Origin of the sequence: Citrobacter rodentium NBRC 105723 = DSM 16636 (genome assembly GCF_021278985.1) — a bacterium.
Taxonomy (GTDB): domain Bacteria; phylum Pseudomonadota; class Gammaproteobacteria; order Enterobacterales; family Enterobacteriaceae; genus Citrobacter_A; species Citrobacter_A rodentium.
The window spans coordinates 444,647-458,767 of the sequence record NZ_CP082833.1; the positions used below are offsets into that span (position 1 = coordinate 444,647).

At 47.0% G+C, this 14,121-nt stretch carries 10 protein-coding genes, 3 tRNA genes and 5 pseudogenes; 9 read left to right on the top strand and 9 right to left on the bottom strand.

Annotated features, from left to right (window positions below):
* The first annotated feature begins 229 nt into the window (after positions 1-229).
* Positions 230-859, top strand: a complete 630-nt coding sequence (locus K7R23_RS02030; RefSeq protein WP_012908743.1) for a DUF1076 domain-containing protein — start codon at positions 230-232, stop codon at positions 857-859.
* A gap of 364 nt (positions 860-1,223) precedes the next feature.
* Here the strand turns inward: K7R23_RS02030 and K7R23_RS02040 are convergent, their stop codons facing one another.
* From K7R23_RS02040 to K7R23_RS02050, 3 genes and pseudogenes are all read right to left on the bottom strand, one after another.
* Positions 1,224-1,793, bottom strand: coding sequence for an NleF caspase inhibitor (locus tag K7R23_RS02040; RefSeq protein WP_024133095.1), 570 nt, complete (start codon positions 1,791-1,793; stop codon positions 1,224-1,226).
* 65 nt (positions 1,794-1,858) lie between these two features.
* A complete protein-coding gene (gene nleH / locus K7R23_RS02045) occupies positions 1,859-2,740 on the bottom strand; it encodes a type III secretion system effector kinase NleH (protein ID WP_012908740.1) in 882 nt (293 codons plus the stop codon).
* A 143-nt stretch (positions 2,741-2,883) separates the two neighbouring features.
* A pseudogene (locus tag K7R23_RS02050) lies at positions 2,884-3,191 on the bottom strand (hypothetical protein); the annotation flags it as partial.
* A 373-nt stretch (positions 3,192-3,564) separates the two neighbouring features.
* Here K7R23_RS02050 and K7R23_RS25890 point away from each other — a divergent pair.
* A pseudogene (locus tag K7R23_RS25890) lies at positions 3,565-5,346 on the top strand (hypothetical protein).
* Between the two features lie 731 nt (positions 5,347-6,077).
* Here the strand turns inward: K7R23_RS25890 and K7R23_RS02060 are convergent.
* A pseudogene (locus K7R23_RS02060) lies at positions 6,078-6,158 on the bottom strand (hypothetical protein); the annotation flags it as partial.
* 52 nt (positions 6,159-6,210) lie between these two features.
* On the opposite strand from K7R23_RS02060, the pseudogene K7R23_RS02065 reads away from it, so the two are divergent.
* Together K7R23_RS02065 and K7R23_RS02070 are read left to right on the top strand one after the other, a co-directional pair.
* Positions 6,211-7,325, top strand: a pseudogene (locus K7R23_RS02065) (IS3 family transposase); the annotation flags it as partial.
* A gap of 64 nt (positions 7,326-7,389) precedes the next feature.
* A protein-coding gene (locus K7R23_RS02070; protein WP_217968131.1) for an IS3 family transposase occupies positions 7,390-8,525 on the top strand; the annotation gives its coding sequence in 2 pieces (ribosomal slippage) (positions 7,390-7,636 and positions 7,636-8,525; 1,137 coding nt in all).
* A 461-nt stretch (positions 8,526-8,986) separates the two neighbouring features.
* Here the strand turns inward: K7R23_RS02070 and K7R23_RS25895 are convergent.
* From K7R23_RS25895 to K7R23_RS02085, 4 genes and pseudogenes are all read right to left on the bottom strand, one after another.
* Positions 8,987-9,049, bottom strand: a pseudogene (locus K7R23_RS25895) (hypothetical protein); the annotation flags it as partial.
* A gap of 91 nt (positions 9,050-9,140) precedes the next feature.
* Positions 9,141-9,818 carry a pyrimidine 5'-nucleotidase gene (gene yjjG / locus K7R23_RS02075; protein WP_012908734.1) on the bottom strand — a complete coding sequence of 226 codons (678 nt, stop codon included), beginning with the start codon at positions 9,816-9,818 and terminating at the stop codon, positions 9,141-9,143.
* Between the two features lie 14 nt (positions 9,819-9,832).
* Entirely contained in the window at positions 9,833-10,279 is a 447-nt protein-coding gene (gene rimI, locus K7R23_RS02080) for a ribosomal protein S18-alanine N-acetyltransferase (RefSeq protein ID WP_012908733.1), read from the bottom strand.
* Positions 10,248-10,661, bottom strand: a complete 414-nt coding sequence (locus K7R23_RS02085; RefSeq protein WP_012908732.1) for a DNA polymerase III subunit psi — start codon at positions 10,659-10,661, stop codon at positions 10,248-10,250. The genes rimI and K7R23_RS02085 overlap by 32 nt, the downstream gene beginning before the upstream one ends.
* 213 nt (positions 10,662-10,874) lie before the next feature.
* Between K7R23_RS02085 and rsmC the strand changes: the two genes are divergently transcribed.
* The 4 genes from rsmC to K7R23_RS02105 all read left to right on the top strand — a co-directional run bounded on the left by rsmC (position 10,875) and on the right by K7R23_RS02105 (position 12,430).
* Positions 10,875-11,903, top strand: a complete 1,029-nt coding sequence (rsmC, locus tag K7R23_RS02090; RefSeq protein WP_012908731.1) for a 16S rRNA (guanine(1207)-N(2))-methyltransferase RsmC — start codon at positions 10,875-10,877, stop codon at positions 11,901-11,903.
* Positions 11,904-12,109: 206 nt separating this feature from the next.
* Positions 12,110-12,196 (top strand) — tRNA-Leu (locus tag K7R23_RS02095).
* Positions 12,197-12,224: 28 nt separating this feature from the next.
* Positions 12,225-12,311: transfer RNA gene (locus tag K7R23_RS02100), tRNA-Leu, on the top strand.
* A 32-nt stretch (positions 12,312-12,343) separates the two neighbouring features.
* A tRNA-Leu gene (locus tag K7R23_RS02105) sits at positions 12,344-12,430 on the top strand.
* Between the two features lie 39 nt (positions 12,431-12,469).
* Here K7R23_RS02105 and K7R23_RS02110 read toward each other — a convergent pair.
* Positions 12,470-12,745 (bottom strand): DUF1435 domain-containing protein, encoded by a 276-nt coding sequence (locus tag K7R23_RS02110; RefSeq protein WP_024133093.1) that lies wholly within the window; start codon positions 12,743-12,745, stop codon positions 12,470-12,472.
* A 210-nt stretch (positions 12,746-12,955) separates the two neighbouring features.
* Between K7R23_RS02110 and K7R23_RS02115 the strand changes: the two genes are divergently transcribed.
* The gene (locus K7R23_RS02115; RefSeq protein ID WP_012908729.1) at positions 12,956-14,020 is read left to right on the top strand and encodes a GGDEF domain-containing protein; all 1,065 of its coding nucleotides are present in this window, start codon (positions 12,956-12,958) and stop codon (positions 14,018-14,020) included.
* Positions 14,021-14,121 lie beyond the last annotated feature (101 nt).

The following is a 14,121-nucleotide window of genomic DNA, read 5'->3' on the forward strand; positions in this document are numbered from 1 at the left end:
AATACAGTTAACAGTAGGAGCAACTCACATCTCTTGGTGCTATAGCAAAAACACAGTTCATCTCTTTCTGCACAACTGAATTTGTCAAACGCTATTTTATAATAGTAATCCATCTTTAATTATTGCATTTATCCCCATACCATGTAATACTTTATAGAGAATCAAATCTGAATGGTAATGTACCTACAGAAAAAAACATAAACCCCCTAATTATATTACAGAAAGAAATATGCCTATCTTTTTAAACTTCTCCGCAGGAAGCATATTGCCTGAAAATGAACTAAACTCTTTACGTTATATTGTACAGCAAAATCAAAATGATACTGTAATCATAAGGGGGCGCCATCAAATGGAGATTCGTTATATTGAATCAGTCAATGGCTTTACGATACACCCTGTTCACAGCAATCATTTATCCATCCTTATGAAAAGGGGGAACAGCCTTGCCCGTAATCTAGAACGCCAGATAAACAACGGACGAAGTTTTGAACAAGTGTCTCGAGATTTTATGCTTCAATTGTCTTTAAATATAGGATGGCAAAAAGGGGCCGAAAATGCACTGAAAAGCAAAATTCATTCTCATGCGTTTATTGTAAATCCTGATGAATTTACTTGCAGCAAACAATATCTTGAATGCCCGATAACATTTTGCATTCCGGAAAATGGCGTTTTTGTCAAAAATTCTATGGACTCAAAAGTTTGCTCTTTATACGATAAGTCAGCTATTATGCAGCTTATCAGAAAGCACCACCCCCATCCTCTTAGCAGGGAAAAGATAGCAAAAGAAATGATTATTGACAAGAATAATTGTTATTTTGATATTATGAATCAGCATTTCAGAATTCTGGATACAGACTGACATAAACAGTATCGTGGATAAAATACAGAAATAATATTTTATCAGAATACTTTACAGACTAGCATTAACACTCATGCATTTACGGTCAACCAAGAAAAATTCCTATGTGGTGAATTGCGTATTGGTGTTAAAGAGAACAGTAAGTAATAACGGGGAACCATCATGCCATCAGGAAACGCAATATGTTCCCGGCAGACGGTCAGTAAAAAGGTGGACGGTTTGCTATCCAGGTCATCACAGAAATGGACAATGTCCTTAAAGACTGACATACGGCATTGAGTCGATTTATTATCAAGTTTGGTGACCGCCTTGACGGTCACTTCTGAAAACTGGCATTTACACAGAATGGTAACCAGGCCCGTGACTATCCAATTTGCAAAGATCCTTTGTTGTAAGTAAGATCCGGCACCTTAATAGTATCAAAAGGACTAAAATCATCACTGCATCCTTCAACGAGGCATTTGATTGCCCGTAGATCCCCATATAGCTCTGAAGAATGATGCGGACATAGCAGATCATAAACTTTACATTTCCAATCCTCTTTATCTTGTCTGCTTTCCTCAATTTTTACTTTCAATGAATGCAGAAAAAAAAGATCCCTGATATAACTATCCCTGTCCTCTATCGTCATTCCCGCTCTCAGAGCTCCGGTCACCTCATCAGTATCTTCATTTATCACCTCAAACACATTGTTTCTCTTATCCATTAGGCTACTTACAAAATCCCTTAGCTCCGGGTAAATATTCTCACGCTCATCATTGTTTCTGGCACATGAATATATGGCGAACATAACATCCAGTTTCTCCTGTAATTCAGGAGAAAGAAAATGATTATGATTAAGTTCACTTACTGATTCCGGAGTCGAAGGATTCTCTTTTCCTGAGATATACATCCATGAGTAAAGATTTGCTGAAGAGCTACTAGCTGGTAACATACCAAACATTCCTTAGTCGATAAATCCATACATATTATCATGCCTACTATAACCGGATAAAAATATTAAATTCTACTTAATACCACTCTGATAAGATCTTGCTTTCCTCCATGATAAGATTGCATTATTTGCCCTTCCCTCCACGAAACATCAGAAATATTATAAGAAGATATATCTATTGGATTAAATTCGTTTCTTACACGATCATATAAAACATTTGTTTCTGTTGTGTCAACAAAAAGAATTCTTTTTTGTTCCAGCCTGTCAAACATATCATAAATAGCCTGCTCAGCCTGTGTTGGTAATGACTGAATATTAAAAAGCGATTCTCCATTTATTTTATTCATTCTAATACCAATTATATCGCCATTGGCATCATATATTTTCTCTGCACTCCCGGAACCATAATATTGGTTGAAACAACTAACTTCGTTTGTCACCTCTTCAGGGTTTTGAGATGTAGTAAACATCTTCAAGACTTTTGTTGTATCATCCATATCTTCATATACCACGGCGTTACCACCTTTACCAATGACATTACCCGGAACGGGTGACTTGTTATAGTCCACCCTCGGCAACTCTGGCTGCATATAATCCACAGGAGGTAAATCAGGTCTTTTCAAATGAACAGAACCCCTTTCCATCGCTAAGTTCACTGGCGATGTATTCAGCATAGCCTCAATTTTTCTGGTAATCTCTCCCTTAGGCCATCCCAGTCTATGTAACATATTAGTAAAACAACCACTATGGTTTTCCCTTGCAACACAAAACTTATTATCAGTTACAACAACACGATATATTCTGTTGCCCACCTTTACTTGCGTCCCATTATCAGAGCAAGCGGCAGCATCCCTTACAGAGGATAAGACGGCATTATCAGGCGAAGTCAGGTTTCTGGTTAAAGAATTCCATGAACATCCCAAATTTACAGGAGCTGGTGATAACATACATTTCAACCTTCAAAATAAGACTATCTTAACTTTATTAACAAATATCACCCTGACATGACAACAAAAACCGGAGCCGGACTCCGATTTTTGTGAACCTGTCGGCTATCTTATCCCACCAATATTTTCCCACGTCCCGTTACCTGAACATCATGCAGACAGTGGTCTGCCGGAATAATGTCGTTGTATCTGCAGGCGGCCCCACTCGGCGCATCGCACTGAGACGTGCCAGTTGCCTGATACGCGGGTCTGGTGCATCGTATGAATCCGGCAGCGGAAGCCCCTCACCGTAAGCCATGGCATTGGACTGTCCGGCCAGTACTATTACGTAGTACCACTCGGACTCAGTTATGCCACTGACCACCACATCACCTTCTGCTGCAATCGCCTGCATCAGGGTATAAAGGGTTATGGCCACCGGGCTACCAAACCGTTGCCAGCCTTCCTGCAGTTTTTATGTCAGCTTTTCAGCAAGGTATGAAGGCGACGCAGCCCTGATCACATCGTAATGTTTAAATGCTGTTGCATTCTCTCTCCGTAAAAAAACAGGACACATCCAGGCAATTTACAGCGCATATCTATGCCATACATACGAAAAGCCATTAGCATGACGCTGATGGCTTCAATTCTGAAATATAGGAATGGCGATAACCATTAGATAAATGGTGCCGTAAGACCATATTGACAGCCTGAAGTGCTGTATGTAAGAACAAACTCGAAGAAGTTTTTTTCTTTTGAAAATGTCTTCATTTTAATCGCATATAATAGATTTTGCGGTCCGCGTTAGTATTGTAAAAACAAAATCATTCATTTGGGAGGTAAATTTGACTCCAAATTCAATTTCAAACAAAGATTATGTATGTATTGATATACCATGCTCACTAATCAATGAGAATATAGTTCATATCTCTACCAACCGGAGTATTAGAGTGGTAGATACAGTGAATGAATATACGATCATAAGGAGTAACTCTGAATTAACACTGAACGATCTCCTTGATGATCATTTTTCTATATCATCGTCGCCCCATATCAGTGAGCCTGGCTCTCAACTAACATTAAACGATTTTTTGACAACATAAAGACAAATGATGCAAATAGCACATGTAACCCTGATGTGGCAATTGATATCAATTCCCATCAAGATACAATAACAAACATACAAGAAAAAAATCTATTATTGTCTAAAGAAAGCAATTCGGTATGCATCGAAATTGATGAAAGAATCACAAAAATTCTGGAATGCAAACATAAATATCAACTGGAAAACATCATTGGTGACATTATACCTAATGAGGATGAAAGTGCAGAAGCAGTTTTCCATCTTATGAGGATTCTTAATGAACAATACCATAAGATATACAATGAGTCAGGATGCATTTATAAATGCCTACATGGCCTTACACAATCAAATAGAAAATATACTACCCTATGCGTTCAGATCTGGAGGCGGCATTAGTATTCACTTGCTAATACAGGCATTATTTTTTAATGGAAACTATAACAAATCATCTCCACAGAATCAACAATCAGCTTTATATACATCTACCCCTCCAACAATAAAAACAGAGGCGTTCTTAAATAATGTATTATCGTTAGATATAAATCAAGTACGTATGATTGGTGATTTACTATATGCTACCTTATTTCATGCGCCAACAATACTCTACCAGTACCCCAAACTAATCGATGACATCAAACAGTGCATAAATAAAAAGACAATAACAGGTTCTGTTATAGCACGATTTACTGAATGTTTAACAAGCTCGTTACTAACCATATCTCCATTATTAATGCTTAATGGAGCAATTAACACAGGTAATATAGTAAGAGCTATAGGCAGAGGAGTGAGTTATTTAGATATTCCTCTAGCTTTAGCTATATTAGGTGACGCATGGCATAAAGCGAATAAATATGGCTCCTCTGGTGACCAAAATTCTGCTCAACGATTTATATCACAAGAAGCAGCATTTAAAACTACCCAGCGGGTGTTCACTCAGGGATTAAGCTTGATGTCTTCTTTAACCGGAGCTATTCTACGCCACCTTGAGAAAGGTACGCCACCACAAATGATGTCTTTACTCATCGTGAATACACTAAATCTATTATTTCATCAAAATCCATATGAAGGAGCATCAGCAAGCATCCAGGCCTTGAAAAGGCCAAATTATTCTCATAATCCTGACATATTAAATACTCAGGCAATAGCTCTTTGTGTTGACCGTTAATATATAAGCAAGATCACCGAGTCACTTTTCAATACAAAGGATAGAATATCCTATGCATTCAATGGACAAAGAACAAGTACTGAAGATCAAAAGAAAATATTTAAAGAAGTTATAAGTGCCTGCTCTCATAGGAACAGAGCTATTTTAAGCATCTCTCAAGCAGAAATATGCTAAAATAAAATCGACAACGTTTATGAAGGAAATTTTTCCGAAGAAAACCTAAATTCATTACCAAATGAAATGAGATGTTTCTTGATATATTTAAATAAAACTCATGAAAAAGATAAATACCAATTAAGCATGGGTAATAAAGTTAATGAAGAAATAATCGCAGTTATAATAAAAACATTAGCATACAGAGAATCTATGCTGTGTTAGATTGTTAAACTTTATTAACAAAGTATTAGTCAATATGTTCAAAAATGTATGCGACCAAACCACTAATATGTCGCATACACATATACAAGCTGAGTAACTAATTATCTTTACTTAAAAATATTAATAAAAATTCAAAGGAACTATAAATCCATATCCAATCGCTAATCTAATGCAGAAAGCCACACGACCACTCTGACGTAACTTGCTTGCTGACAGCAAAACGCGCTGCCGTGGTAACCGGCAAAACGGTGATAACGAGTACATGGCATCGGATATGGCTCTCGGCTGGGTCGTTTAGCAGCAATGAGCTGGTATCAGCCTTTCAACTGCACAACCGCTGGAGAGTCAGCAATAAACAACTTAATGACAACTAAACAAGTCGCCAACTTCTGTGGCGTTTCAATATCGACAGTGCTTCGCCGGAACAACGTAAACCGGAGGACTGCTCAGAAATACAGATCAGATTTTCCAGATCCTGATATTAAATCCTGCCCAAATCAATGGATATCACGCAAGATTTACAGGTTTGCTGGAATTATTGAGTAATGTGTATTAGCTCAAAGCGGACTGTCAGATTGGATTACGTTCTGGCTGCGCAAACTATCTGAGTTAGTACAAATAACTATCGATTCAACCCTCTCTCACCATGCCTGGTAGGCTTTACGCTGTTCCTCTAGATAATCGCTCTTGTCATAAACTTGTCATATCCTAAATAGCTGCACATAATACCGCTACACTTTTGCCAGCCCATGTTTGCCTCCGGGGAATGGGCTGATGGTTTCCATAAAATGACGAACTTTTTTCAGCAGTCTGACCCGTCCTGAATAGCGTTGACACGTTCCTGACTTAAATCCGGAGAACGTGATGATGACTGAGGTCAAACGCACCCAACGTGTTTATCCTCTGTCCTTTAAAATAGCCGTTGTTGAGCAGGTCGAAAAAGGCGAGATGACCTCTAAACAGGCCCAGCTGCGATATGGCATTCAGGGGCGCTCCACTGTTCTTGTCTGGCTGCGTAAATATGGCCGGCTTGACTGGAGCCCCGGACTTCCTGACCTGGTGAAGAGGAAACTGCCTGTGGCTCAGACGACTGTCCCGCTGACACCCGAGCAAAGAATCAGGGAACCTGAAGAACAGCTTGAGCTGGCGAACCAGAAAGCTGAGTTTTTTGAGTCGGTTAACAATGTCCTGAAAAACGATTACGGGGTGAGTCTCGTAAAAAAGCGGCCCGGCAAGTCCTCGCACAAACTCCGGCCCCAAAAATAACCGTTACGCGAGCATGCCAGTTCCTGGGGCACAGCAGACAGTCATGGTATCAGGACAACACAAGGCGCAGAAAACGGCAGGAACATCATGCTCAGATTCTTGATTTTGTTGCCCGCGTCAGGTGTCGTCAGCCGCGAATCGGTACGCGTAAACTGCATTACCTGCTGAATACTCAGGCCAATAAAATGCTGAATATCGGACGAGACCGTCTGTTTAACCTGCTGGATGAATACCGGCTCCTGGTGCCAGTGAAACGGGCATATCACAAAACCACCCACAGCCATCATCGCTTTTACCGGCATCCTAATCTGCTGAAACCCGGTCCGGGGCAGGTTACTGCCCTTGAGCCTGAGCAGGTCTGGGTTGCCGACATTACTTACCTTCCGCTACGCAGCGGCACGGCTTATCTGAGTCTGGTAACAGATGCCTGCTCCAGAAAAATTATGGGTTATCATGTTGGGGAAAGTCTGCATACGGAAAATGTGGTAAAGGCGTTGAGGCAGGCACTGAAGCGGAGAAAAACAGCGGGTCCCCTGGTACATCACTCTGACAGAGGGCAGCAATACTGCTCAGCGCTTTATCAGTCAGTCCATGAGAGAAACGGAATAACCTGTTCAATGACCGATGGTTATGACTGCTACCAGAATGCGCTGGCTGAGCGAATAAACGGGATCCTGAAAAATGAGTTTTTACTCTCGCGCCCTGCAGATCTGGCACATGGACTGACCCCGCCCCGGTAGACGATCCTGCCCTATAGTTTGAGCATAGGAGGAGCGTATGGGCACACCACGATTTACACCTGAATTTAAGGAAGAAGCCGTCCGTCAGATAACGGAACGCGGTTATTCCGTCGCCGAAGTATCTGACCGTCTGGGCGTCTCTGCACACAGCCTCTACAAGTGGCTACGGGCTATCAAACCTGATAACAGCGAGCAGCATGCCCGGGATTTACTGGAAGCGAAAAGCGAGATCCTGAAACTCCGGGCGCAGCTAAAACGCACCGAAGAAGAACGGGATATCCTGAAAAAGGCCGCGCGGTACTTTGCAAGGGAGCCCGACTGAAGTACCGCTTTATCAATGAGCACCGCACTGTATGGGGTGTGATGACGATGTGTCGGGTACTGAATGTCGCCCGGGCCGGGTTCTATGCGTGGCTGCATAACCCTGTCTCGGCGCGTGATAAAGATAACCAGCGCCTGCTGATACTTATCCGCGACTCATATTCCCTGAGCGGAGGCGTATACGGTTACCGGCGGGTTCATGGCGATCTGAACGAAATCGGGGAAACCTGCGGTAAAAACCGGGTGGGTCGGATCATGCAACTGAACCGGATTAAAGCCGTGCGCGGCTATAAAGCGCCACGTCGTATCGCTGGCAGGCCTTCAATCGTTGCTCCTAATCGCGTGCAGCGGCAGTTCACCGTTGTCCGGGCCAACCAGGTCTGGGTCACCGATATTACTTATATCCGCACCTGGCAGGGCTGGCTGTATCTGGCGGTGGTTATCGATCTCTTTGCCCGTAATGTGGTCGGCTGGTCGATGAAACCCACTCTCTCGCGCGAACTGGCGCTCGACGCGCTGATGATGGCGGTCTGGCGCCGAAAACCGGACGGCGAGGTCATCGTACATAGCGATCAAGGTAGTCAGTACGGCAGTGACGACTGGCAGCGCTTCTGCCGGGCCAATCACCTGGCACCGAGCATGAGCCGGCGTGGCAACTGCTGGGATAATGCGGTGGCCGAATCGTTCTTCAGTTCACTGAAAAAAGAACGCATCAGGAAGAGAATATACAAAACCCGGGCTCTGGCCCGGGCGGATATCTTCGATTACATTGAAGTGTTCTACAACCGGGCCCGGCGCCACAGCCACCTCGGCGGCGTCAGTCCGGAGGCCTTTGAACAGGCCTCGTCGTGAGGACAGAATTTGTCTACAGGCGTGGGGTCAGTCCATCTTTTAATCCAGTAGCTGGGTAAGTTCCGATATCAAGGCGCTCGCCTTTCCCTGCCTATTGATAACGATATTGAAACACTACGCGACCTTTCGGTGAAACTCTGACGGACGGAACATCACGATCAGATTTAACCAAAACCTTATCGCGTTCTTTTCCAATGACTGAACGCAACCACGCATCAAACTGCGCCATTACTCACCTTGTACAAATCGCAAAACATCTCTGCTGCTTTGTACATTACGTACAAGAATACGTACAGATTTTTGAGGAAAGCAACCTGATCGATTTAAAGTTAAATGAAAGAACTTTCAATGTAAGCCACCACATAACACCATGTATTTAAATGAGCTCTGTGGCTTTCACTCAATTAACTGAAAGGACTTTTAAAGAGTAAAAGAGCTTGGATTTGGGCTTAATTATTGAGGTGAGAAATAATGGCAAAAGTGCGGCGCTTGGCCACCTCCTGCAAATAAGGAGACAACGTCATAATTCATTCTTCTTGGTAAACGCGGCGTCGCGCCGCGCATGTTGAATACGAAAAATTGCGGCTATTTTACCCATCAGCGGGGGGGAGGCAATCAGTGTTTACACAGCAGCTGCTCCAGTTCATGTAATGATGTGACCGTCCAGGTCGGCGCAATGCCTTCCGGTAGCGCCTGCTGATGCGCATTCAGCCAGCAGGTTGCCAGCCCGGCATTGATACCGCCGAGAATATCGGAGGCGGCGGTATCGCCCACCATCAGCACCCGGGAACGGTCGGGATTGCCCGCCTGCGCGAGCGCATAATCAAAAATCTTCCGGTCCGGTTTCGCCACGCCGACCTCTTCGGAGATCACCAGCAGATCAAAGTAGTCACGAAGCCCGGTACGCTCTAAGCGGATCTGTTGCAGAGCGGTAAACCCGTTGGTAATAATGCCGATTTTCGCTTTGCCGCGAATCGAATCCAGCAGCGAAACGGCGCCGGGCAACGGCGCGCAAATTTCCGCCATCGCGTTGATAAAGGCGTCGTTCAGCAGGCCCGGCGCCACGTTAAGCCGCTCCGCCCAGCTCCGGAAGCGGGCATGCTGAAGCTGCAACGAGGTGATCGCGCCATTCTGATAATCCACCCACAGCGGTTTATTCACGGCCTGGTAGTCCTGGAAATCTTCAGCGGTAAAGGTAATGCTGTAGTCGAGAAACATCCGCTGCAAGCCGGTGAACGAGTCAAACGTGAACAGCGTTTCGTCGGCATCAAAGAAAATCCAGTCCCACTTCATTGTTACACCTTCTGTTACATACTGATTGGCAGTGCCATTATAATGGCGTCCTCGCGACCGTCGGCGGTCGGGTAGTAATTGCGGCGAATCGTTGCCTCGTTGAAGCCTAAGCTTTCATACAGTGCGATGGCGGCAACGTTGGAGGCGCGAACCTCCAGCCACAGCGTCAGGACGCCGCGTTTTTCCAGCTCGTCAATGAGATGTTCTAACAGCGCTTTTCCTAATCCCCGGCGCTGAAAATCGGGATCGACGGCAATGTTGAATAGCGTAGCTTCATCCAGCACTACCTGCGTAATCGCGAAGGCGGCCATCAGTCCCTCAACCGTCAACTGATAGTTGAGGTAGCGCTCTCCCTGATTACTGGTAAAGGTCTGTTCACTCCAGGGAAACGCGTGGGCGCGCTTTTCAATCTGAAACGCCGCGGGTAAGTCACTCTCGCGAAGGGAAGAAATCGTGTTCATGTGTGCAGATTTGTTGCCATAACGCGGCGCGGGCCGCTGGGTTTGCCCGTAGCTCATCCAGTCCGGGCGTGGTCACCTGCGCGCCTTCCAGCAGCAGCGGCTCCTCCGTTCCCAGACGCCAGCTGTTGCAGCGACTGCCCTGCGGCAGCATGGCGACACGTTCCGGCGTCACCTGCAACACCTGGTCGGGAGTGAGGGTTAACGCCCGCAGAATATCGCTTACCAGCGGTTCAGTCAGCGCCGGCGGCTCTTCAGCGACCATCACCAGACGGATATGCGCAGGAATGGAAATGGCGATCTCTCCCTGCAACGCGCCGGGGCGACGCAGCGACCACTGGGTAATGCCCAGCTGTTGTAACTGCCAGTCTCGTCGGGTTGTCATAGCGAATCGCTCCTGTCATCAGGGGCGCAAATATAGCAAATAAGTCGAATCTGTACCATCAAACAACGGACACTTCGTCCTCTGTAACTGACTCCGCGTGAGCTGCGCTCTTTCCTCCTGTCACAGCGTTATCTGTTACCCGCCTGCCGCCTTGATTCAGCTTGCATGATTTTGCGTATATAATCCCCGGCTGGATAACTTAAGGAGCGTTTCATGTCTGCTTTTACCCCGGCAAGTGAAGTCTTGCTGCGCCACAGTGATGATTTCGAACAAAGCCGTATTCTGTTTGCCGGAGATTTGCAGGATGATCTGCCCGCGCGTTTTACAAGCGCCGCCAGCCGCGCGCATACGCAGCAGTTCCACCACTGGCAGGCGCTCAGCCGTCAGATGGGCGATAACGCCCGTTTCAGCCTTGTCGCCCAGGCGCAGGACGTGGCTGACAGCGACACGCTGATCTACTACTGGCCGAAGAACAAGCCGGAAGCCCAGTTCCAGTTGATGAATCTTTTATCTTTGCTGCCGGTGGACTGCGATATTTTCGTGGTCGGCGAAAACCGCAGCGGCGTGCGCAGCGCCGAACAGATGCTGGCGGAATATGCGCCGCTGAACAAAGTCGACAGCGCCCGCCGTTGCGGCCTGTACCACGGTCGTCTGGAAAAACAGCCCGCCTTTGACGCAGAAAAATACTGGGGCGAGTACCAGATTGACGGCCTGACGATCAAAACCCTGCCGGGCGTATTCAGCCGCGACGGGCTGGACGTCGGCAGCCAGCTGCTGCTCTCCACCCTGACGCCGCATACGAAAGGCAAGGTGCTGGACGTCGGCTGCGGCGCTGGCGTGCTTTCCGTCGCCCTTGCCAGCCACTCGCCGAAGGTGCGCTTAACCCTGTGCGACGTTAGCGCGCCGGCGGTAGAGGCCAGCCGCGCGACCCTTGCCGCCAACGGTATTGAAGGCGACGTGTTCGCCAGCAACGTCTTTTCTGAAGTAACGGGCCGCTTCGACATGATCATCTCGAATCCGCCGTTCCACGATGGCCTCCAGACCAGCTTCGACGCGGCGCAGACCCTGATTCGCGGCGCAGTGCGTCATCTGAACAGCGGCGGCGAACTGCGTATTGTCGCTAACGCCTTTCTGCCCTGGCCGCAGGTACTGGACGACACCTTTGGCTTCCATGAGGTTATCGCCCAGACCGGACGCTTTAAGGTTTACCGCACGGTGATGACCCGCCAGGCGAAAAAATAGTCTGTTCAACTCAGGCCGGATAAGGTGTCTGCCCCTTTCCGGCATGGTTTGCGGATTGCCGGATGACGCTTCGCTTATCCGGCCTGCGTTCAGAGCCGATTTTTCCATCAATTAAGCGCGTCCGGCGCAATTAACTATTGACGAAAAGCTGAAAACCACTAGAATGCGCCTCCGTGGTAGCGATTCTTTTTCAGAATCGATGGTATGCGAAGGTGGCGGAATTGGTAGACGCGCTAGCTTCAGGTGTTAGTGTCCTTACGGACGTGGGGGTTCAAGTCCCCCCCCTCGCACCATAATCCACGTTGATATTGCTCTCACCGGGCGAAGGTGGCGGAATTGGTAGACGCGCTAGCTTCAGGTGTTAGTGTTCTTACGGACGTGGGGGTTCAAGTCCCCCCCCTCGCACCAACGAGGCGATATCAAAAAAGTAAGATGACTGTGCGAAGGTGGCGGAATTGGTAGACGCGCTAGCTTCAGGTGTTAGTGTCCTTACGGACGTGGGGGTTCAAGTCCCCCCCCTCGCACCAATTATCTTGCTGCCTTCCTGCAATACTTCCCCTGTTTAGTTACCCCTGATTCCAGTTCAGTATTATCACTATCATTCCGCCGATCAGCGCAACACACGATGGCAACAAAACAAAATGGCGTAGCTGTTTGTGGTAAAGCATTCCCGGAGTCAGTAGTAACCCTGATACAATAATGGCCTTCCAGACCGCCAGTGAGAGATCGGCAAACGCCAGTCCGGCGATCACGATCCCCGGTAGCAGGACGCCCCAGCCACTGCCCAGCGCGCGTTGCAACATGCTTTCACCTCTGACATTGATAATGATAACCAATATCATATGATAAATTTTCTCATTTGTCAGCACTCCGCCGTCGCTGCTGACATTAGCTTTACTTACGTACTGATGACATGAATTCTTTAAGGTGATAGATTGCGCAGCGCTAAACCCGCAAACACGTTAATCTACTTTTTTACGCGAGCAACTTCTCGCCCGGTATTCTTTGCCTCCTGAACAGTGTAATTATTAGAAAATCACGATACTTAAAATATGACCGCACAATCCTGGCAATCTTTACGCAAGAAAAAAATTCAACTCTCGCTGCAGCTCTATTTGTTTCTCAATGCCGTTTCTGCGCTGTTTGCCGTTATCTGGCCCATCTATCAGATAAATTCGCTCTCCGTACCCGGTATCATCATTTTGCTGCTGAGCGCCGTGCTGCTGGCGTGGCACGGAAAATATGCCGATAAGAAAGTGAATTTACCGGCGATCTCGCTACTGTTCGGCGGGCTGTGGGCGGTGCACGTCACGTTGAAATATTATGCGCTCTCACTGCCGGACGGCTCTTTTCTGCTGATCGCCCTGCTGTCGATCTTATTTATCAGCTCGATATCTTTTGCCAATAATATTGTCGCCTTTACCCTGCATTCGCTGCCGTCGGTACTGGCCTGTTTATGGCTCAACGGTAGCCAGCACGCTTTGCAAATCCTCTTTTTTACCGCGCTTCCGATGGCGGGCATCGCCATTCAACATGTAATCCAGAAGCGCTACGATAATTTTGCCCAGCAGCTGATGTTCAGGCTGCTCGCCGAAAAAGAGACGCTCAACGACCTCAGTATGCTCGACCCTTTAACCGGCTTATACAACCGTCGGGGGTTGCAGCACCGGCTGGAAACGTTGCTGGAGATAGACAGCCACGAGCGTTACGTTTTACTGATCGATATCGATCATTTCAAAGCCTACAACGATCACTACGGCCATATGATGGGCGATCAGGCGCTGATCCGCGTCTCCGCCGCCATCCGCGACGCCGTACGCTCGCGTGACGTGGTGGCGCGTTTTGGCGGAGAAGAGTTTATGGTACTGCTGACCGCCAGCGACCCGCAGCAGGCGCGCGCCGCCGCGGAGCGTATCCGGCAAAGCGTCTACGATCTCAGCATCCCGCATATGTTTAATGAAAGCGTCGCCACTAACGTCACGATCAGTATTGGCATCGCGCCGCTGATGGAGCGCGATGTCGAAGAGGCCATTGGCCGCGCCGATAAAGCGCTCTATCAGGCCAAGCATCTGGGACGTAACCATATTTTAGTCAGCGGCGAACCCGGCATCGCCTGAGGTTTCTGGCGTCATCGCGCGGCGCAGAATGCAGGACTGATAAAGATCTTGCTATCGGTTACGCCTATAGCTAGGATTAGCAATCATTATCATTTAGATTA